Source organism: Microcoleus sp. Pol11C2 (genome assembly GCF_036701505.1).
GTDB lineage: Bacteria > Cyanobacteriota > Cyanobacteriia > Cyanobacteriales > Microcoleaceae > Microcoleus.
Window position 1 is genome coordinate 15,512 of the sequence record NZ_JAUBQX010000060.1, and the last position, 22,383, is coordinate 37,894.

Genomic DNA, 22,383 nt, shown 5'->3' on the forward strand with positions numbered 1-22,383 from the left:
CCGTCGCTATTTTCCTAATACTAAATTAACAGGAATTAAAAGATGCCCCGCCAATCTTCTGTCCTATTTTTTGCATTCTTACTCCTATTTCCTTTCCCTGCGAGCGCCCAAATCATCCCCGATAATAGCTTGGGTGCAGAAAGTTCGCGCACAGTTCCCGATACGATTAATAATTTACTATCGGACAGAATAGAAGGCGGTGCAACTCGCGGCGTTAACCTCTTTCATAGCTTGCGCGAATTTAACATCCGTGAAGGGCGGGGAGCTTATTTTGCCAATCCTAGCGGCATCACCAACATATTCACCCGCGTTACTGGTGGCAATCCTTCTAATATTTTAGGTGTCTTGGGAGTCCAAGGCAATGCCAACTTATTTTTACTTAATCCCAAAGGGATTGTCTTTGGCCCAAATGCTCGGTTAGACTTACGCGGCTCATTTTTAGGTTCAACTGGTAGCAGTATTCTCTTTGACAATGGCTTTGAATTTAGTGCAGCTAATTCTAATGGAGTGCCATTATTAGCGATTAATATTCCTGTGGGTTTGAGATTTCGAGAAAATCCGGGGGCAATTGTCAACACTTCCCAAGCAATCGGCCCCACACCAACCTTACCGCGACTACCTGTAGAAATTCCTGTTTCTATTAACAAACTTGGTTTAGCAGTAGCTCCCGGTCAAACTTTAGCCTTGATTGGGGGTGATATTCAACTACAAGGCGGAAATTTAACAGCTTCTACCGGACAAATTCTTCTGGGAAGTGTCAAGAGTCCAGGTTTAGTGCAATTTGAACCAACAGCTTTTGGGGTGAATTTAAACTATGGCAATATTCAGAACTTCGGCAATATTGAAATCCACAGTTCGTTGATAAATACCAGCGGATTAGGAGGTGGAAAAATTGACATCAGGGGTGGGAATATTACCGTCAATAGTTCGGGAATTTTCGGATTAACACTAGGAAATATTGATGGCAGAGGCATCGATATCAACGCCCAAAATTTGCGAGTACAGGGGGGGTCGCAAATATTCACATTGGTACTGGGAGATGGAAATGGAAGCGATATCAACATCCATGGTACTGACTCAGTAGAAATAAGCGGGATTGGATTTGACAGTTATCAAAAATTTTTAGTTAATTATCAGAGATCGGGAGCGGGTAACCCTTTTGATCCGCAAATTGTTCTGAGCGGTGGCACTGTTGGCACTGGAACTGCTGGAGACATCGCGATCAATACTGGACGCTTGCTGATGCGCGATGGAGTAGTAGGAGGTACGCCCACTTTTGGTGTGGGAAATGGTGGAAATATCAACATCCGTGCCAACGTTTTCGATCTGGCTGGTTCTGCGCTCAACAGTGGCTCATTACTGGGAAGTAGTGGCACAGGGGGAAACATTACCGTTGCTGTCCAGAAATTAACCGTGCGCGATGGTGCGATTCTCAGCAGTATCACCAGCGGTGAGGGAGCAGCGGGGAATATCGACATTACAGCTGCTGAATCAGTAGAAGTGTTAAGGACTCTCCCTGGAAGTTCGATCCTAACTTTGATCAGCGCCAATTCTTTAGAGCCCAATGGGAAAGGTAGAGCCGGGGATATTACGATCGACACGAAGCGGTTGATTGTTGCCCAAGGAGCCGGAATTGGTGTATCGAGCGGTGGGACTCTTGGCAACCTTAGCTTTTCTAATGGGGGCCCCGGAGGTAATTTGACAATTAGGGCTTCTGAATCGGTAGAGTTAGCAGGCATCTCTGGACTTTTGGCAAATGGACAATACAATATTAGTTTCCTCGCCAGTGAAACCAGTAGCTCTAATAGGGGAGGCAATATTTACATTGCCACGCCTGTGCTGAGAGTGCGGAATGGGGGAGTAATTTTCATGTCTGCTTTTGGTACAGGAAATGCAGGCAACCTCACGATTGATGCCTCTAGCGTAGAAGTGAGTGGCACTGCTCTTAACGGTCAATTGATTAGTCAAATTGACGTTTCGGCTGGCAATTTACTCGGTACTCCCATTCCCAATGCTACGGGAAATGCGGGTTCAATTAATCTAAATGTAGGTCGATTGATTGTTCGAGATGGGGCAGCGATCAACGTCCGGGCCCAGGGTAGGCCTAATGCTGGTACTCTCACGGTTGTAGCTGATTCAATTGCCCTTGATAACAAAGCCAGCATTAATGGCACAACTGACTCTGGTGGTGGGGGAAATATTAACCTGCGATCGCGGGATATCCAGTTACGGCGCGGTAGCAGAATTACAACGGATGCAGGTAGTTCTGAGGGTGGCAATATTAACATTAAAAGCGATATTCTGGTCGCCCTCCCGCAAGAAAATAGCGATATTACTGCTAATGCGCGATCGGCTCAAGGTGGTCGCGTTAATATTAATGTCCCCAATGTTTTCGGGTTTACCTCAGTAACTCGCGAACAGGTTCGAGGTAGTTTGGGATTAACAGATGCTCAATTTGGTGCCCTGCAAGTAAGTCCTACTTCTTTAGTTCCTACCAGCGATATTGCGGCGATTTCCCAAAGTAGCGGCCCGGCTTTGCAAGGTACTGTAACTTTTAGCACTTCTGGGGTGAATCCCGCTCAAGGTTTAGTGGAACTGCCACAAAATGTCGTCAATCCGGCTGCGTTAATTGCAGCAAATCCCTGCATCAGAAGGGCCGAGAGCGAGTTTACCGCTACTGGGAAAGGAGGAGTGCCACCGAGTCCTAATGATGTTCTCAGCAGCAACTCTAGCGAGTTTAATTGGGTGGAACCAGCGGTAGGTGGGAGTCCGCAAGCAGAAAGTCCCCTAGCATCCATAGAAGTTCGGCCAACAGAAATTATTCCTGCTCAAGGTTGGGTAATGGACGATCGAGGACAAGTGACGCTGGTAGCATATAATTCACATGGTGGTGCATCTCTTCTCCGTCCGAAATCGACGGGTCTTTGCGTACCTCAATAGGTACTCTTCAGGTTTTAGCTAATCCTTCGCTATTTTCCTCATACTAAATTAATAGGAATTAAAAGATGCCCCGCCAATCTTCCGCCCTATTTTTTGCATTCTTACTGCTGTGTCCTTTCCCTGCGATCGCTCAAATCATCCCCGATAATAGCTTGGGTGCAGAAAGTTCGCGCACCGTTCCCGACACGATTAATAATTTACCCTCGGACAGAATAGAAGGCGGTGCAACTCGCGGAGTAAATTTATTTCACAGTTTACGCGAATTTAATATCCGTGAAGGGCGGGGAGCATATTTTGCCAATCCCAGCGGAATTGCGAATATTTTTACCCGCGTTACTGGTGGCAATCCTTCTAATATTTTAGGTGTCTTGGGAGTCCAAGGAAATGCCAACTTATTTTTACTTAATCCCAAAGGAATTGTATTTGGGCCCAACGCTCGGTTAGATTTGCGTGGCTCATTTGTCGGTTCAACTGGTAGCGGAATTCTCTTTGATAATGGGTTTGAATTTAGTGCAGCTAATTCTAATGCTCTGCCATTGTTAGCGATTAATATTCCTGTGGGTTTAAGATTTAGAGAAAATCCCGGCACAATTGTCAACTCTTCCCAAACAAAGGCTCCTACATCCGCCTTACCACCACTACCCATAGAAATTCCTGCTTTTGAAAAACTCGGTTTAGCAGTAGACCCCGGTCAAACTTTAGCATTAATTGGCGGTGACATTCAACTGCAAGGAGGAAATCTAACTGCTTATACCGGACAAATTCTTCTAGGTAGCGTCAATAGTCCAGGTTTAGTGCAACTTGAACAAACAGCTTTAGGTCTGAATTTAAACTATGGCAATATTCAGAACTTCGGCAATATTGAAATGAACGGTGCATTTATAAATACCAGCGGATTAGGAGGTGGAAAAGTTGATATTCGAGGTGGAAATATTAATCTTAACGGTTCAGGAATTTATGGACTGACACTCGGAAATATAAATGGTAGAGGCATTGACATCAATTCCCAAAACTTGCGAGTAGAGGGGGGGGCGCAAATTTTTGCTTCCACACTGGGAGAGGGGAGGGGAAGCGATATCAACATCCGCGCTACTGACTCAGTAGAAATGATTGGGTTGGGAATTGAGGGCTATCAGCAGCTTACAGAAAATTTTCAGACATCTGGAACAGGCAACCCCTTTATTTCGCAAATTGTTCTGTTCACTAGCGCTATTGGCAGTGGAGCAGCCGGAGATATTAACATTGAAGCCGGACGGCTGTTGATGAGCAATGGGGTAGTGGGCGGTGCCCCCACCTTTGGCGCTGGGAATGGCGGAAATTTGAGTATCCGCGCCAACACCGTCGAACTCGTCAGTTCAACGCTCTATAACGGAACAACGAACGAAAGCACTGGTCAAGGCGGAAACATCTCTGTTGAAGCGCAACGGTTAATTCTGCGCGATGGCGGCGCGTTTGCCAGCTTCAGCCTTAGTGATGGAGCATCGGGGAATATCGCGATTAAAGCGAGTGAATCTGTGGAATTATCGGGTAGTCTTCCTGTAGGTCTGGGGCAAACTCGGCTCGGCACGAATACTTTTGATGGGAATGGAAAAGGTGGGGATATTAGCATCGACACTCAGCGGCTGAGTGTTTCTAATGGAGCCACAATTAGTTTAACGACTGGTGCTATTTTTGGCGCAGCCGTGTTTTCTACAACTGGGGGGACGGGAGGAAATTTAACTGTGAGAGCCTCCGAGTCTATAGAAGTGAGCGGTGAGTCACGATTTTTGGCGAATGCGGGCTATGTAGCAAGTTCTTTTGTTACTCAAACTGCAAGTTCTGGTAGAGGTGGAGATATCCGCCTGTCAACACCTAAACTAACTGTGCAGAATGGCGGCGTTATTTCTGCGGCTTCTTTGGGTGTAGCAGATGCAGGAGATATTACAATTAATGCCGATCGCTTACAAGTGCAAGGTATTGGGAGTAACAGTGGGTTGAGGAGTGGAATTGAGGCCTCGGTTGGTAGGGCGTTTAATGCTGTAAATCCCACTGCTAGTGGAAATGCAGGCTCGTTGAATTTGAATGCTAATCAATTGATTCTTCGGGATAGTGCAGTGGTTAATGTTCAGTCTTCAGGAACAGGTAGGGCTGGCAATATTAACGTTGTAGCGAACTCCATTGCCCTGGACAATAAAAGCATAATTGATGGCACGACTGTCTCGGGGACAGGGGCAAATATTAACCTGCAAGCGCAAGACATTCAATTGCGGCGCGGTAGTAGAATCACCACGGATGCAGGTATTTCTGAGGGCGGTAATATCAGAATTAATAGCGATATTTTGGTAGCTTTACCGCGAGAGAATAGTGATATTACAGCTAATGCTCGCACAGCTAGGGGCGGACAAGTTACGGTCAATGTACCAAATATCTTTGGCTTTACAAGCCTTAACCGCGAACAAGCCAGGAGTAGTTTAGGACTGACTGATGCTCAATTTGCAGCGTTGCAAGTAAGTCCGACTTCTCTAATTCCTACCAGCGATATTGCGGCGATTTCCCAAAGTAGTGGCCCGGCTTTGCAAGGTAGTGTTACATTTAGTGCTTCTGGGGTGAATCCGGCTCAAGGTTTAGTGGAGCTGCCACAAAATGTGGTGAATCCGGCTGCGTTAATTGCTGCAAACCCCTGCATCCGAGGGCAAGCAAGCGAGTTTACCGCTACTGGGAAAGGAGGAGTGCCTCCAAGTCCTAATGATGCCCTCAGCAGCCCTCTATGGCCGTTGCCGTGGGTAGAAGAGGCAGGAAGTTCGGCAACGAGTAATGTAGAGGATTTAAGCCATGTAACCGATCGAGGGAACAAGAAGGAAGAGGGGGAAATCCCCGATCGGGAAGTTGTTCCGGCGCAAGGTTGGGTGGTGAATGCGAAAGGGGAGGTAACTCTTGTTGGATATAATCCGGGTAATGCTGCTGACTCTCGCAATCCTCGGCAGAATTCTGGTTGTGTGCCGCGTTGAAATTTGTTGTTTTTTTACCGCAGATGTAGGGGGATTAACGCGGATTAACGCAGATAAAGAATAAGATGTATTTGGGTTAGTTAGTATGTGTGTCTGCGGCTGTAATTTTATTTTTTAAATATGAAGTTTTCTCGATCGCTCCGACAAGTAATTCTGTTATTTGTGATTTCCTGTCTGCTAGCAGTTGCGATTCCTCCCGGAGTTGCTCAGGTTAATCCACCACCAGCGGTGCAGCTTGTCCGTCAAGCTCGAACTCTTTACCAAGAGGAACGTTTTTCGGAAGCTGTACCGCTGTTGCAGCAAGCGGCGACCCAGTTTGAGGCAAAAGGGGAAAATCTCGATCGCGCCACAGCTTTGAGTAATTTAGCTGCAACCTACGGGCAGTTGGGGTTTTGGGAAGAAGCAGAAAAAGCTGTAAATTCGAGTTTGTCGGCTGTGCGAACACAAGCCAACACTCCCGAACAGCAGCGGATTTTGGCTGAAACTCTCAATATTCAAGGACAGTTGCAACTTGAACGGGGGCAGACTCAAGATGCGATCGAGATTTGGACGCAAGCTGCTAAAATTTTCGAGAAAATTGATAGAAAACCCCAACTTTTTCAAGTTCAAATTAATCAAAGTCGGGCTTGGGAAATTCTCGGACTTTACCCCAGAGCTTGCAAAATGCTGTTAGCTTCTTTTAAGCTGGAAAACAAAACTTGCGAAGTTTCGGCAGCGGGTTTGGAAAGTTTGAAAAATCAGCCAGTTTCTCTCGAACAAGTCCGGGCAATTCATGCTTTAGGGCGGGTGCTGCGGGTTTTGGGACAACTGGAACGATCGCAGGATGTGCTGTCGGTTGGACTCGAAGCAGCCCAAAAATTAGGTTCCCGCCCAGAGGAGGCTGCAATTTATCTCAATCTGGGCAATACGGTACGGGCTAAAAGCAATAAACCGGGTTTGACACCAGAACAGCGCGGTGATTGGGAACGCTTTGCGCTAGAGTATTATGCTCGATCGGCGCAGGCGATACCGGAGCGATCTCTTCTACAAATTCAGGCAAAGTTAAACCAATTGAGTTTGTTGGTCGATCGCAAAGATTGGTCTGAGGCAGAAGCTTTGTGGCGTTCCATCGAACCTCAAGTCGCTCAATTTGGATCGAATCGCGCTGGACTTTACGCTCAAATTAATCTAGCTCAAAGCTTGATGCAATTAGCTCAGTCGCCTGCGAAAACTTTGAGTTTAAGCGAGATTGACACAATGCTCGATCGCTCTCTCGAACCAGCAAACAGTTTGGGCGACAAACGAATACAAGCTTATATTCTGGCAGCTAAAGGCAAACTATCGGAAATCCAACAGCAGTATCAGACAGCGGAAAATATCACAATTCAGGCTTTGAGTTTAGCACCGGCGTTTCAATCTCCCGATATTGCTTACCAATTGTTTTGGCAACTGGGACGGATTCGGAAAGGTCAGGGAAATACAGAAGGGGCGATCGCTCAATATTCTCAAGCTGTCAATATATTGTCTTCTCTGCGGGGCGATTTGGTGACAGTCAATCCCGAAGTGCAATTTTCGTTTCGGGAAAGTGCCGAACCGGTTTATCGGGAATTAGTCGGGCTGCTTTTGGAAGAGGAATCTCCCAGTCAAGCTAAATTGACAATGGCGCGCCAAACGGTGGAATCTTTGCAGTTGGCGGAATTGGACAACTTTTTTCGGGATGCTTGCGCTGATGCTAAACCAAAGTCGATCGAGGAAATTGATCCTACAGCGGCGGTGATTTATCCGATTATTTTGAGCGATCGTTTGGAGGTAATTTTGTCAATTCCCGGCAAACCTCTGCGCCGCTACGCTACTAAAAAGTCTCAAGCCGAGTTGGAAACTGCCTTCAGACAAGCCAAAAATGTCATCCGGCCTGCTGCTTTCCCCCGCGACAGGAGGCAACCCGTTGAACAGGTTTATGACTGGTTAATCCGCCCCGCAGAGGCGGATTTGGCGGCTAGTGGGATTAAAACTCTGGTATTTGTGCTCGACGGTTACTTGCGGAATCTGCCGATGGCTGTGCTGCACGACGGTGAAAAGTTTTTGGTAGAAAAATACAGTATTGCTTTGGCGCCGGGATTGCAACTGCTGGCACCGAAACCGCTGAGGGATGTCAAGTTAAGAGTGCTCACCGCTGCCCTCTCGGAAGCGCGTCAAGGCTTTTCGGCTTTGCCGGGGGTGAAGGAGGAAATTCAACAAATTGCAGCCGAGATGCCGGCGAGTTCGCTGCTGAATGAAGATTTTGTCAGCGGGCGGTTGCAGGACCGAATTAAAGCGGTATCTTACCCGATCGTCCATTTGGCAACTCACGGTCAGTTTAGCTCGAATGCTGCGGATACTTTTATTGTGACTTGGGATCAGAAAGTGAATGTTAAGGAGTTTGATCAACTGCTGCGAGCCCGCACTGGTGAGAAACAACAGCCGATCGAACTTTTGGTTTTGAGTGCTTGCGAAACTGCTTCGGGCGATAACCGCGCGGCTTTGGGTTTGGCGGGGGCCGCCATTCGATCGGGTGCCCGCAGCACTGCCGCCACCCTTTGGCAAGTCAACGACGAATCTACAGCTATATTTATGACTGAGTTTTACAAGCAACTGGCTTCTTCTAAAACCAGCAAAGCTGAAGCCCTCCGCAACGCTCAATTAACTCTGTTGCAAAACCAACAGTATCAGAATCCGTATTTCTGGGCACCTTTCGTGCTAGTGGGCAATTGGCAGTAATCTTCGATCGGGAATTGGGCATCGGGAATTGGGCATCGGGAATTGGGCATCGGGAATTGGGCATCGGACAACAGTCAACAGTCAACAGTCAACAGACAACAGACAACTGACAACTGACTCAAATGCAGTTGGTTTTTTGTTAAAGTTTGTAAACTGTTAAGAGTGCTTTCTGCATCTAATATTTTTTCGAGGAGTCCCATGAAGCAACTTTTGATTGCTGAGCGCTTTTGCCTGATTGCCCACGTCTTGTCAATGGCTTTTGGATTGGCAGGGTTGCTGCTGATTTTACCCCGTCCCGAATTGGTGATGAGTTTGCCACCAGCAGGGCAAACGCTATTCCAGTGGGGGATGGCTGGGGGTGGAGTAGTTTATATCATCTTTGGTGCAGCAGCAGTTGCTCTGTATGCCTTGCGGACGTTGGGTTGGGGTGCAACTCTGGCTTTTTTACTGCCTTCTGTGTTTTTGTCCTTGAGTAGCGAGTTGTTGGGAACGAGTACAGGTTTTCCCTTCGGCCACTACCATTATTTGAGCGGTTTGGGTTACAAAATTGCAGGGCTGGTTCCGTTTACAATTCCCCTCTCGTGGTTTTATCTGGGACTGGTTTCCTATGTAATTGCTCGCGCTGGAGTAGCTGGCGGTAAAGGTGAACTCAACTGGGTGCGCCAAATAGGGGCGATCGCCCTGGGTGCTTTGCTGCTAACAGCTTGGGATTTTGTACTAGATCCGGCGATGAGTCAAACTTCTGTGCCTTTTTGGGAGTTTGAGGAAATTGGGGCTTTCTTTGGGATGCCTTACCGCAATTTGGCTGGCTGGATGGGTACGGGGGCGCTATTTATGTCTGTAGCAGCTTTCTTGTGGAGAAAAACACCGATTAAATTAGAGCGATCGGAATTGGGTTTGCCCTTAATTGTTTATTTGGTAAACTTTGCTTTCGGAGCAATTATCACTGTAACTTCGTTGGATTCTCGGTTCTGGTTCCCGACATCGCTAGCGGTGCTTCTGGGCGTAGTTCCGGCGATCGCGTTAAGCTGGATCGCTAAACCCGCAGCAGGTTACGTAACCGAAACAATGCCGTCTTTGGATACATCTGCGATCGCGGCTGAAATTCCACCTCAGCCCGTGGGCGTTTTGCGTAAGTGAGTTGCTAGCAAGCAACCCCAGCTGATTTAGCAAAAATTTACACTAAATTTTGAGCTAGTTTAAAAACCCGGTTTCTACAAAAAACCGGGTTTTTCAGTGGCGATTTTTTCATTCCCAATTCCTGTAATATGTTTGAGGTCAAAATTTTATTAACTTTTTTTAATTGATATTAGTTACCAAAAAAATGAACTGTAAATAACCTCCCAACCCATATCCAGTAAGTCATTCCCAATTCTTCAATTCTTCAATAGTATGGTTTCCCCGATCGCCCCGAACTTGTTCCCCCAACTGCTGACAACTATCATCCCTGTCGCACTCCTGCTGCTACAATTGCCCGCCGCAGCCCTTCTGATGTCGCGGTTAATTAAAGGCCCATCGCGCATCCCGCCCCTGGAACCGGATTCGCCGACGCTGGATTTGTTAGGTTCTTGTACTGCCGTAGTACCGACTTTGAACGAAGCCGATCGCATTTCGCCTTGTTTGGAAGGATTAAGCCGCCAAAGTTACGAACTCCGAGAAGCGATCGTAGTTGACAGCTATTCGGTAGATGGAACGGGAGATTTAGTCAAAGCAGCCGCACAAAAAGACCCCCGGTTTCGCTTGATTAACGACGATCCGCTGCCGGCGGGTTGGGTAGGGCGTCCCTGGGCGCTGAATGCAGGTTTTTTGGCAAGTTCCGAGAAGTGCGAGTGGATTTTGGGGATAGATGCGGATACTGTGCCGCATCCGGGTTTGATTGCGAGTTTACTCAAAACGGCGAAAGCTGGAAATTACGATTTGATTTCGCTGTCGCCGCAGTTTATTCTCAAATATCCGGGGGAGTTGTGGCTGCAACCTGCTTTGTTAATGACTTTGGTTTATCGGTTCGGGCCGACGGGGACTGGCGGGGATGTGGCGGAACGGGTGATGGCGAACGGTCAGTGTTTTTTGTGCAGGCGCGAGGTTTTGGTGGCATTGGGGGGCTATGAGGTCGCGAGGGGTTCTTTTTGCGATGATGTGACTTTGGCTCGCTATGCGGCTGCTAAGGGCTTTAAGGTGGGCTTTTTGGATGGGGCTAAAGTATTGAAGGTGCGGATGTATGAGGGGGCGATCGAGACTTGGAATGAATGGGGTCGATCGCTCGATTTGAAAGATGCTGCTTCAAGCGGTCAAATCTGGGGCGATTTGTGGCTGTTGCTGGCGGTTCAAGGTTTGCCGGTGCCGATTGTGTTGTGCTATTTGCTGTTTGGTTCGCTGCCGCCGGTTGGTGTATTTCCTCACTTTTGGCTGTTGGGATTGAATGTATTTTTGGTTGCAGTGCGATCGGCTTTGTGTTTTGCGATCGCACCTTCCTACGATACAACTGGGGCATCGGGTAAATGGCTGTTTTGGCTGTCACCTTTAGCCGATCCGTTGGCGTTTTTGCGAATTCTAATTTCTGCGTTGAATCAGCCTACTCAGTGGCGCGGCAGGAAGTATAAATAATCATTAAATTTTTGCTAGTTCTTTTAAAATTGGTAGAAGTGCGATCGCCCTTTTGTATCGAATGGGCGATCGTACTTTTCCTTCTTTCCCTAAATCAGCCGGAAATTAGCAGATGTAATCGCATTCGCACTCACTCCAACCATCACACCTAACTGCTCCCCTGTCAAGAGGTTTTTGATGATAGTTCCCTGAGTGTTTTGAGTTATTTCTAACTGTCCAAAACTCAAACCACCACCTAATCCAATCAAATCTTGACCGACGGTAAAATCAGCTATTATATCAAATCCTTGACCGGCTTTTAAGGCAAAGATATCGTTGCCACTACCGCCAATCAAACTATCATTGCCCATGCCTCCATCAAGGAGATCGGCTCCTTTCCCACCAGTGAGAGTATCGTTATCTAGGTCTCCGTAAAGAGTATCATTTCCGGCACACCCTCCCAGGATATCTGCTCCTTCATCACCGTTGATTAAGTCATTGCCTTCACCGCCGCAGATAATATCATTTCCCTGCTGTCCAAACAGATTGTCATCACCTTGACTGCCAAGCAAGGTGTCATTACCTTTGCCTCCATATAAGGTGTCATTATCCTTGCCACCATCGATGAAGTCATCATCTTTGTTGCCATAAAGGATGTCCATACCTTCGCGACCATGTAAGAAGTCATTGCCTTTGCCTCCAAAGATTAAATCGTTACCAGACTCGCCAAGGATGATGTCGCTTCCTTCATCTCCGTAGAGAGTATCTTCATCTTTGCCTCCGGCGATGAAGTCATTGCCTTGGTTGCCATTAATAATGTCATTATCGGCGCCACCGTATAAGTTGTCATCCCCGGATTTGCCCTCGAATATGTTGGCAGCATTGCTACCTAGTAATTCATCGTTTTGGGCAGTGCCTATTTGAAGGCCGGATGCGCCGAGGATGGTGTTTTCAACAGAGTTGGGTCGGTTTAAGTTGGGATAGGTAATTTGGTCGCAGATGCAGTCATCGCCTGAGAGGTTATTAGTTATTGGCGTGGGAGTTGGTGTTTCCGATGGTGTCGGGGTTCCTGATGGTGTCGGGGTTCCTGATGGGGCCGGATCGATCGCTGTTGGGGTTTCGGTGGCGATTCCGGTGCCGAGTTCGCCAGAGGTAGGTTCCAAAGGAACGAGCAGGTCTTTGGGGTCAATCGTCTCGAAGGTGGGGCGAACGGTGGGGTCATTCACACTCACTTGTCCCATCTTCTCCAGGATCTTTTCTTTGGTGTTGTCGGCGAGGAACTGCTCGATAGTCTTGGTTCCCGCTGCCAATTCCGCCAGTCCGACTGCGATTTGACCAACTGATACTGGCTGCAATTTGGTAATTTCCGTGGCGATCTCACTTAATGGGCGACCGCTAGCGACGAGTTCCTGAATGAGTTGATTGCCCAGGGCCATTACTTGTGCAGCAGCCGAGGCGACCCTGGCTAACTCCTCTGTGTTGAGATTGCTGTCTTGCGTGGCAGCCGCAGCGATCGCACCCTGTAGAATTGCCTGAATTGTCTCTACCTTGCTCAAGTCAACCGGAGTGCCAGCTTTGAGGGTCTCGGCAATCGTTCCTGTTACAACATCCCCTAGCGTCAGCGACGAAGAGGAAACTCCATCAATGAATTTCGCCACTTGGACAATGGTGTTTTGCACCTGAATCATCGAGCCAAACACCGATACACCATTCGCGTCACCATTGGCGATCGCCTCCAGAGGATCGTAGCTGCCCAAGTCAACTCCTGACGGCAATCCCAGAGCCAATTTCACCTGAGTTTGGGCCGTTTCAGGGTTAGTTCCTTGCTGGGCTAACGCAGCGATAACCGTTGTTAAAGGAGTTACCACTGTCGATTCTGGAGTAGAAGACAACGGAGTGTCTAGAGGCAAATAGGTCGAGATATCTATCCCGTTGGCCATAATAATTTTGCCTTCGGTATAGTCGATGTTGCCATCCTGATTTTTGTCAAACTTTTCTAGTTCTACTGTGAGGTCGAAGCTGCCATCCGGGTTAGTAAAGGCGAAGGGTTCATTATCATCTTGCACCCCATTGAAGTTGGCATCAAAGAAGACTTGCCCACCCGTTATGTAACCGTCAATGGCACGACTCTTGCGCGTCGAACCAGGTCCCAACCGGAAATCGGCCAGTTTCATTTCACCCAGGCGCTTCTCGTAAGCTGTCTTCCAGCTAAAGGGCCTGTAATACTCAGCCTTAAAATCTAGGGTGGCTTTAACATCACCATTGATTTCAAACAGGCTCAGCGGTTTGCTAATACGGGAAGTAATTTCTGAGGCACGAATTTTGCCATCGCCGCTAGTGCCCTTGCTGTAGTCTTCACCGACATCGAGCAAGTCAAACTTAGCATTCGCCTCAATTCCGCCCGTAAGATAAGCTCTTGCCACTTTAGCATCAACCCCGCCCCCAGCCTTAATACTAGCTTTGAGCTTGAGTTCATTTACATCCGGCCCCGTACCATCCGCATTTTGGCGATCGCTCACGTAGAAGCCATCTAGAACTTTAGAGGCATCTGAGGCCTTAAAGCCAGATTGTTTCCATTGAGAAAGTCCAGAAGTATCAAAGCCGAACCCAAAGTTAGCTTTAGCTTCAAAGTTTCCTTCTAACTTGCCGTTTACACCTACATTTACAACGGGAATTGAGTAGATAGGAAACGTTTGGTCAATTGTGAACTTAAAGTCTAGCTTCGGCACTTTATAGGCGAACAGGGTGACATCCGGTTTACCCATCAGCAAGTCGATGGCAGCTTGAGGATCGCTCAAGATAGGAAAACTCAGCCCAGGCATCTTTTGAAAGAGCGTCAGCAACTCTTGAGTCTTCCCCTTGGACTTCGATTTAGCTTGGTCAGTAGGAGATGGCGCTGTTTTGGTTTTAGTTGTCTTAGCAGTTTTGGTATCAGCCGTGGGATTGGTGGCGTCGAAATCTATCGCATAGTCACCCAGGTCTATAGCAATGTTGCTATCTTTAGAGGAAATATCTTTGAGTAAATCACTAGCCTTGCCGATAGACTGAAGGCCATCTAGGAATTGAGTATCAATTTTTTTGCCTGCCAACTTGGCACCTGCTTCGACCAGCGTGACCTTGCCATCACCGTTTTGGTCAAACAAACTCCTGATAGCATTGAATTCAGACAGCGGTTTAATATCGCTGTTGAGTGCATTAATGATAGGACGAGCTGGCTTAACAATTTCATTGACTTTGGTAATAACAGGTTTCGCAAAATTCGTGACAAAACTCCCCAAGTCAAGCTGCATATTCTTGAATTGAACACTGGGTTTTTTGGGGCCGCTCCACTTATCGTTTTCGTATTTCAGCACCGGGAAAGCTGCGTTGAGGTCAAATTTGAACGACGGAATCGCAGCACTGCCATTAACGCTGGTTTTTGCACTCAGGCCGAGGTTGGCTTTGGTGTCTAAACTCGTACCAATCAAGTCGGAGAGTTTGCCCTTACTCAGTTCATTGCGGGTCAGTTTCCCGTCATTGATCCCTCCTTGAGCAGTGGTTAAATCTTTCAGAGATGCCTTAAAATCACCAGTAATTTTAGTCGGGTTAGCGCCGTTGTTCGCCAGCAGATCGAGTTGCAAGAAACCCAGATTGGCTTTGCCCGTAAAATTATTGGCTAAGCCTACTTCAGCACCGAGGGCAAGCTTTGTATTGGTTGTATCAAAGAAGATGCCATCCTGATTCAGACCCAATCCCAAGTCCAATCCGTACTTGAATGTGGCGTTGGCATTGCCCTGAGTATTTAATCCCAGCGCCGGCAGCCCCAAATTGGCATCGAGTGTCAGCGTTTTGGTGTACTCTTTGCTCAGGTTAACCAGAACTTTAGCTTCTCCGTTTGCCCCAACTGAACCCGTAATTTTCAGGTTGGGGAAGTCTTTGCCAAGAGAAGTCTTGATAGTATCTTGAAACTTCACCTTATCCAAGCTTGGCGCTGCTTTCAGGTCGGTTATTAGCCTGTTCTTAATACTGTTTAGAAAATCAGGGGCAAGGGCTTTGAGCTTATCGCCCACCAGCGGCAGTTGGGCCGCTAGATTGTTGGTCAGGGACTCTTGCAGCTTGTTGAAGCCTAAATCAAGAGCGCTGATATCAGTGTCATTATTGTCAGTATTAGTAACTGCGACATCGTTGGCATTAACACCGCTGTAAATAGTATCGGTACTGGTAGCGGGTGCGGTGACAATGTTGTAGGCAACGTTCCCATCTACTACTAAGTCATCTACTCCGGTGACAGTGACGGTTTGGGAAATATACCAGTTAGCCGGAGTGAAAGTTAAACTCGGTTTATTTACAGTACCTTCAGCCGTGTTATCCGATTTAGTCCCGATCAACACATCTGCTGTAGGCTGGCTATTTAGAACTACCCTAAAAGTAGCAGTTCCCCCCGCTTCCGTCGTTGTTAAACCATCACTGGTGTGAGTGACGATAATACCTTTGGTGTCGTTGTCAGTATTAGTAACTGCGACATCGTTGGCATTAACACCGCTGTAATTAGTATCGGTACTGGTAGCGGGTGCGGTGACAATGTTGTAGGCAGCGTTCCCATCTACTACTGATTCATCTACTCCGGTGACAGTGACGGTTTGGGGAGTATTCCAGTTAGCCGGAGTGAAAGTTAAACTCGGTTTATTTACAGTACCTTCAGCCGTGTTATCCGATGTCGTCCCGATCAACACATCTGCTGTAGGCTGGCTATTTAGAACTACCCTAAAAGTAGCAGTTCCCCACCCTTCTGTCGTTGTTAAACCACTGGTGGGAGTGACGATAATACCTTTGGTGTCGTTGTCAGTATTAGTAACTGCGACATCGTTGGCATTAACACTGCTGTAAATAGTATCGGTACTGGTAGCGGGTGCGGTGACAATGTTGTAGGCAGCGTTCCCATCTACTACAAAGTCATCTACTCCAGTGACAGTGACCGTTTGGGGAGTATTCCAGTTAGCCGGAGTGAAAGTTAAACTCGGTTTATTTACAGTACCTTCAGCCGTTTTATTCGATGTCGTCCCAATAGTGACATTTGCTGTAGGCTGGCTATTTAGAACTACCGTAAAAGTAGCAGTTCCCCCCGCTTCCGTCGTTGTTAAACCATCACTGGTGTGAGTGACGATAATACCTTTGGTGTCGTTGTCAGTATTAGTAACTGCGACATCGTTGGCATTAACACCGCTGTAATTAGTATCGGTACTGGTAGCAGGTGCGGTGACAATGTTGTAGGCAGCGTTCCCATCTACTACTGATTCATCTACTCCGGTGACAGTGACGGTTTGGGGAGTATTCCAGTTAGCATTCGTGAAGGTTAAACTCGGTTTATCTACAGTACCTTCAGCCGTTTTATCCGAAGTCATCCCGATTGACACATCGGCTGTAGGCTGGCTATCTAGAACTACCGTAAAAGTAGCCGTACTCCCGGCTTCTGTCGTTGTTAATCCAGTGATGGGAGTGATCGTAATGCCTTTGGTGTCATTATCAGTATTAGTAACTGCGACATCTGAAGCATTAACACCACTGTAATTAGTATCGGTACTGGTAGCCGCAGCGGTGATAATGTTGTAAGCAACATTCCCATCTTCTACACTCTCATCTACTCCGGTAACGGTGACGGTTTGGGGAGTATTCCAGTTAGCCGATGTAAAAGTTAAACTCGGTTTATCTACAGTCCCTTCAGCCGTTTTATCGGAAGTCATCCCAATAGTCACATCGGCTGTAGGCTGGCTATCTAGAACTACTGTAAAAGTAGCAGTCCCCCCTGCTTCCGTCGTTGTTAAGCCGCTGGTGGGATTGATATAAATTCCCGCAATATCATCGTCTTGAATCGTGGTGGTTATTGGAGAACCAATAATGTTACCAGTCCCAGGGGCAGTGGCGTTGCTCAGAGTGAGTGCTAGAGTTTCGTTAGGTTCGGTAATTCGATCGCCCACAACGGGCACTGCGATTGTTGCTATGGTAGCATTGGCAGCAAAAGTAACTGTACTACCAGTAGCAGTGACTCCGGTTCCGGTAACATTGGCGTTATTGTAATCTACGGCATTGGTTGCTGTTCCCCCAAAACTAAAATCAATGCTACTACTTTGGTTCGTTTCTCCGGTGCGGGTAATGGTGAAACTTACCACTTGAGTACCGCTATCTCCCTCAGTCACTGTGGCGGTACTGCCGACGATGCTGTAAGTAATATCGTTATCGGTAATCTGTGGATTCACAGGGCCGATCGCCAATGTTGTTGGATAATTGGGATCTGTACTGTTAGTAATGGCGTGGGTTATTGCACCTGTATGGTTGTTTTCTGGTAGGGTGTCATCAACAGCACGAACGGTGACAGTTTGAGGAGTTTGGCCATTAACATTTGTGAATGTTAAAGTTTGCGTGGCGGCAAAATTCGTTCCATCTAAGCTAACCTGCCCTTGAGCATCTGCCGTCACCGTAATGTCAACATTGCTGGTGGGGAGGGTGTTCAATTGTAGGGTATAAGTATCTGTAATTCCCCCTTCTGTTACTTCGGTACTGCCGGCAGATTGAGTGACGGTAACACCTGGAGAGTCGTTGTCTGTGTTGGTGACAGTGATATCTGCGGGGTTGAGATTTTTATAGTTGGTGTCGGCGGTGGTGGTGTCGGGGGCGGTGATAATTTGGTAGGCAATATCACCGTCAGCCACCGCATCGTCTACTCCGGTGATGGTGGCAGTTTGGTAAGCGTTCCAATTGGTGGAATTAAAGGTGAGGTTAGCAGGTAAAACCGTGCCTTCTGCTGTGTTGTTGCTGGTTAAGCCAAGGATGACATCGGCTGTGGGTTGGCTTTTCAGGCGGATGTCAAACGTGGCAATACCACCGAATTCGCTGGTATTGCCGCTAATCGGGAGGAGATCAAATCCAGCGGTGTCATTGTCGGTGATGGTGAAACTACCTGTGGTAGTTGTTCCTAATTGAAGGCCTGCCGATGGGTTGCTAATAGTTAGGTTGGCAGTTTCGTCAATTTCGGTGATTTGGTCGTCGGTAATGGTGAAGGTGACAGAACCGCTGCTTGCCCCATCAGCGATGGTTATTTGGGTGGGAATGGTGCCGGTGAAATCAGCAGCCGTGGCAACTCCCGTTAAGGCGAGGTCAACGGTTTGGTTGCCGGCTACAGGTGCGGCGGCGGTGGCGGTGACGGTGATGCTGGTGGTTCCGGCTTCCGTGCCGGTGGTGGGGCTAACTGAGAGGTTGACTGTGGGGGCGGGGATGGTGATGGTAAAGCTGGATGCTGTGGAAGTGTCTACGCCGCCGTTGGCAGTGCCGCCGTTGTCTTGGAGTTGGACTTGTATGGTGGCGGTGCCGGGGTTGCCGTTGGGGGTGTAGGTGAGGGTGCCGTCGTTGGCGACATCGGGGAGGGCGGTGAATAAGCTGTTGCCGTTTGTGATGTTAACGAAAAAGTCGTTGACGGCTTGGCCCGCTTCGTTGGGGCCGAAGTTGAAGGCACTAGCCCAGCTAGGAACGGTTTGGAGGGTATTTGTCGAGGTGGCTAGGGTTTGGTTGCCGGAATTGCTGAAGCTGGGTTGGTCGTTAATGCCATTAACGGTAATGGTGAAGGTTTGGGTAGTCGAGGTATCGACGCCGCCGTTAACAATGCCACCGTTGTCTTGGACTCGCACGTCAAAGGTGGAGGTGCCGAAGGCCTTGGGGGCGGGTGTGTAAGTGAGGTTGCCATTGGCGTTGTTTATAGTGGGCGCGCCGGAGAATAAAGCGCCGTTGCCGATGTTGCTGACGGTGTAGGTGGCCGTTTGGGCGGCTTCATCGGCAGGGCCGGGGTTGAAGGTAGCCCAACTTGTTAATGTTTGTTCCCCAGCATCTTCGTTGACTGCCGCTGGGCTGGTGGCGGTGAAACCCGGTTGGTCGTTGAGAGCATCGATAACTATGGCTTTGCTACCGCCGAGGGAGTTGGCTGTGGCTAGGGCGGGGAGGGTTAAATCAGCATTCGCCGCAGTCAAACTATCTTGAATGGTGCCGCCGTTGAGGGTGAGGGCGGTGGTGGCGTATTCTAAGTCGAGGGAAGTGTCTCCGGCTTGCACTACATAGTTGAAGGTGAGTACAGTACCGCCGCTACCAGAAACGTAGTTGGCAAATTGGTCAGTTGTGCCGGTTTCGAGTTGCAGTTGGGGGGTGCCGGTGACGTTGACAGCGACATCGAAGGTGACGGTGATGGTGATGGGGAAACCGACACCGTAGCTGCCGTCAGCGGTGGTGGCGGTGACAGCAGTAACTTTGGGGGTAGTGGAAAGCAGGATGGAGGCGGTGTTGCTGCCGGTGTTCCCCACAGCTAAGTCTGGTTTGCCGTCGCCGTTGATGTCGCCGATGCTGACGGAGTAGGGGCGATTGCCAGTAGGGAAGTCAACACGGGTGGCGAAAGTGGGGGTGGTGGCTCCCGTGGTAGTTGTGTTGAGCAGGATGGAGGCGCTGGTACTGACTTTGTTCGCCAAAGCTAAGTCTGGTTTCCCGTCACCGTTGATGTCACCGATGCTGACGGAGTAGGGGTTAGTGCCAGTTGTGAAGTCAACTTTGGTGGCGAAAGTGGGGGTGGTGGCTCCGGTGGCGGTGGTGTTGAGCAGGATGGAGGCGCTGTTGCTGCCGCTGTTCGCCAAAGCTAAGTCCGGTTTTCCGTCCCCGTTGATGTCACCGATGCTGACGGATATGGGGTTAGTGCCAGTAGTAAAGTCAACGTTGGTGGCGAAAGTGGGGGTGGTGGCTCCGGTGGCGGTGGTGTTGAGCAGGATGGAGGCGCTGTTGCTGTTAAGGTTCGCCACTGCTAAGTCCGGTTTCCCGTCCCCGTTGATGTCGCCGATGCTGACGGAGACGGGTTGAAAGCCAGTTGTGAAGTCAACTTTGGTGGCGAAAGTGGGGGTGGTGGCTCCGGTGGCGGTGGTGTTGAGTAGGATGGAGGCGCTGTTGCTGTCAATGTTCGCCACTGCTAAGTCCGGTTTTCCGTCCCCGTTGATGTCGCCGATGCTGACGGAGAAGGGGTTACCGCCAGTTGTGAAGTCAACTTTGGTGGCGAAAGTGGGGGTGGTGGCTCCGGTGGGGGTGGTGTTGAGCAGGATAGAGGCGCTGTTGCTGCCGTTCCTGTTCGCCACTGCTAAGTCAGGTTTTCCGTCCCCGTTGATGTCGCCGATGCTGACGGAGATGGGTTCATTACCAGTTGTGAAGTCAACTTTGGTGGCGAAGGTGGGGGTGGTGGCGTTGGTGGCGGTGGTGTTGAGCAGGATGGAGGCGCTGTTGCTGTTAAGGTTCGCCACTGCTAAGTCCGGTTTTCCGTCCCCGTTGATGTCGCCGATGCTGACGGAGCGGGGGTAAGCGCCAGTTGTGAAGTCAACTTTGGTGGCGAAGCCTAGCACGCCGCTGTAAGTTTTGAGGGTGTTGGCGTTAAATGCTATTGGGGTGGAAATATCCCCGATTTGTACTTCTAGGTTCCAGTCTCCTCCTAATTGGGCACTGCCAGTGGGGTGGGCTGAGGCGGCGATGTTGGCTCCTGTTAGTTCGCTGAAGTGTTTGACAAATTTTAGTCCGGCTTCTCCTTTGGCGATGGAGCATCCATACAATAGAATATCGGCGTTTTGGGTGAGGGCTTGTCCCCACTGTTTTAGCTTTTGACTGAAATTTCCTAGATCCTTCTCATTAAGTACCTCGGCACCGAGTTTTAAACTGCCTTGGTTGCCGTGAGAAACTACATGAACAGCTTCAATGCCACTTTCACTAGCCAATGCTTTTGTAATTTGTTCAAGGCCACTACGCTTGTCATCTAAAATGACTATTTTGGCGTTAGCATCTGCGCCCTCGATCAAGTTTTGATAATTCTGTACAGAGGGGTCAACGAAAATAATTTGCTTGTTCGGGGTTGATAAATTCATAATTGCTGCAATCCTTTATATCTATCGTTTACATTTAAGTCCGGCAGGGGTTGAAACCCCCGCCTCAAAGCCTAATATCAAATCCAGTGGCATTGGAATTGATATTACCCACAGTCAGGACACGGCACCGTGCCAATTGGTGTCAACTTAAGCTGTGAGCCCGCCAAGTCCGCCCGGGAATGAATTCCCTGCCTGACAGTGGCTTCGCTACAATAGCGCTGGCACAACTATTTGTTGCCTCTGTCCAAAAAGATAAGCTATCAAATCGCTCAAACAAGTCGGGGGGTAAAATCGTTTTTCTCGGTTTAAACTCGACTTAGGCACGCACTTGATGTAACCCTTGTGTTTTGAGCTTATTATCAAATTCTGGCTCTTGATATTGAACATTCTCGAAATCATGCTCAAAAGGCTCTTCGCCCAGAAATTGATAAATTAGCGACATCGTTTTAGCCGGCCCTATAGTTAATAGCTCGTAATCTACAAATAGAAGAGATGCACTCTGTTCGCTGTAAAAAGCTTCTTTAAGAGCGTTATAAGCATAACCAACTAAACGCGAACCTTGACTTAATGCGTCGCTGCGACTGTAGACTGTAGCCCGTTCCGCTGGATTATTAAATAACCGGGAAACATCAAAAGCGTTACGCCGAATCAGTAGCTCGATGCTGTCCATAATCCAGGCGATATTTCTGACGCAGCAGATGACTTTTGCTTCAGGAAATACTTCCCGAATTAAGGGCAATTTGCTACACCAAAGACGATTGGTGTCGAAGATGATTTATTGGTCAGCTTGCGGGTGGTAATAGGCAGAAAAAATACTGAGAATCAGCGCCCGTTTTTGTTCAGGGGAAATAAACGTGGAAAACTCATTGTCTTCGCTCATGGCTTCCAGCATTCTCTCCACTAAACCCCCGACGGGGCTAGTCATAGCTGCGTGAAACTGGGGATTTTGTCGTAGTAGTGCAGCCCGTAAAGTACAGGCTGATCGGGGTAGTCCTGATATGAAGTGGGCTTTCGCTGGCCTCGCGTGGGAATGGGTTGGTAGAACTTAGATGCTACCTAAATGTATCATACTAAAGACATATCTTTTTTAGCATATTTTTATTTAACATTTCGCAAGACAACATCCAGGTTTACGATATCTTTACAATCTAGACATATAGCAATCCTAAATCATTATCATGAGTACGGTACAATTATATGCAATACTTGATTATGACAAAAAAAATGAA

8 protein-coding genes are annotated in these 22,383 nt (G+C 48.3%); 5 read left to right on the forward strand and 3 right to left on the reverse strand.

Features of this window, described 5'->3' with window-relative positions; genetic code table 11:
* Positions 1 to 42 precede the first annotated feature (42 nt).
* The 5 genes from QUA42_RS23975 (at position 43) to cruG (ending at position 11,267) form a co-directional block, all read left to right on the forward strand.
* Entirely contained in the window at positions 43 to 2,940 is a 2,898-nt protein-coding gene (locus QUA42_RS23975; RefSeq protein ID WP_333140707.1) for an S-layer family protein, read from the forward strand.
* 65 nt (positions 2,941 to 3,005) lie between these two features.
* Entirely contained in the window at positions 3,006 to 5,927 is a 2,922-nt protein-coding gene (locus QUA42_RS23980) for an S-layer family protein (protein WP_333140708.1), read from the forward strand.
* 120 nt (positions 5,928 to 6,047) lie between these two features.
* Positions 6,048 to 8,663: a CHAT domain-containing protein gene (locus QUA42_RS23985; protein ID WP_333140711.1), complete on the forward strand. Its 2,616-nt coding sequence runs from the start codon at positions 6,048 to 6,050 to the stop codon at positions 8,661 to 8,663.
* Between the two features lie 198 nt (positions 8,664 to 8,861).
* Positions 8,862 to 9,803, forward strand: coding sequence for a gamma-carotene 1'-hydroxylase CruF (gene cruF, locus QUA42_RS23990; RefSeq protein WP_333140713.1), 942 nt, complete (start codon positions 8,862 to 8,864; stop codon positions 9,801 to 9,803).
* 252 nt (positions 9,804 to 10,055) lie between these two features.
* Entirely contained in the window at positions 10,056 to 11,267 is a 1,212-nt protein-coding gene (cruG, locus tag QUA42_RS23995) for a 2'-O-glycosyltransferase CruG (protein WP_333140715.1), read from the forward strand.
* An 89-nt stretch (positions 11,268 to 11,356) separates the two neighbouring features.
* Here the strand turns inward: cruG and QUA42_RS24000 are convergent, their stop codons facing one another.
* From QUA42_RS24000 to QUA42_RS24010, 3 genes are all read right to left on the reverse strand, one after another.
* Positions 11,357 to 21,154: a DUF4347 domain-containing protein gene (locus QUA42_RS24000; protein WP_333140717.1), complete on the reverse strand. Its 9,798-nt coding sequence runs from the start codon at positions 21,152 to 21,154 to the stop codon at positions 11,357 to 11,359.
* 316 nt (positions 21,155 to 21,470) lie between these two features.
* Positions 21,471 to 21,893 carry a sulfotransferase gene (locus tag QUA42_RS24005; protein ID WP_333140719.1) on the reverse strand — a complete coding sequence of 141 codons (423 nt, stop codon included), beginning with the start codon at positions 21,891 to 21,893 and terminating at the stop codon, positions 21,471 to 21,473.
* Between the two features lie 36 nt (positions 21,894 to 21,929).
* Positions 21,930 to 22,079: a hypothetical protein gene (locus QUA42_RS24010; RefSeq protein WP_333140721.1), complete on the reverse strand. Its 150-nt coding sequence runs from the start codon at positions 22,077 to 22,079 to the stop codon at positions 21,930 to 21,932.
* Positions 22,080 to 22,383 lie beyond the last annotated feature (304 nt).

Coding starts and splice junctions, on each gene's coding strand:
- QUA42_RS23975 (WP_333140707.1), top strand. CDS start 43: ATGCCCCGCCAATCTTCTGTCCTATTTTTTGCATTCTTACTCCTATTT.
- QUA42_RS24000 (WP_333140717.1), bottom strand. CDS start 21,154: ATGAATTTATCAACCCCGAACAAGCAAATTATTTTCGTTGACCCCTCT.
- QUA42_RS23980 (WP_333140708.1), top strand. CDS start 3,006: ATGCCCCGCCAATCTTCCGCCCTATTTTTTGCATTCTTACTGCTGTGT.
- cruG (WP_333140715.1), top strand. CDS start 10,056: ATGGTTTCCCCGATCGCCCCGAACTTGTTCCCCCAACTGCTGACAACT.
- cruF (WP_333140713.1), top strand. CDS start 8,862: ATGAAGCAACTTTTGATTGCTGAGCGCTTTTGCCTGATTGCCCACGTC.
- QUA42_RS23985 (WP_333140711.1), top strand. CDS start 6,048: ATGAAGTTTTCTCGATCGCTCCGACAAGTAATTCTGTTATTTGTGATT.
- QUA42_RS24010 (WP_333140721.1), bottom strand. CDS start 22,079: ATGACTAGCCCCGTCGGGGGTTTAGTGGAGAGAATGCTGGAAGCCATG.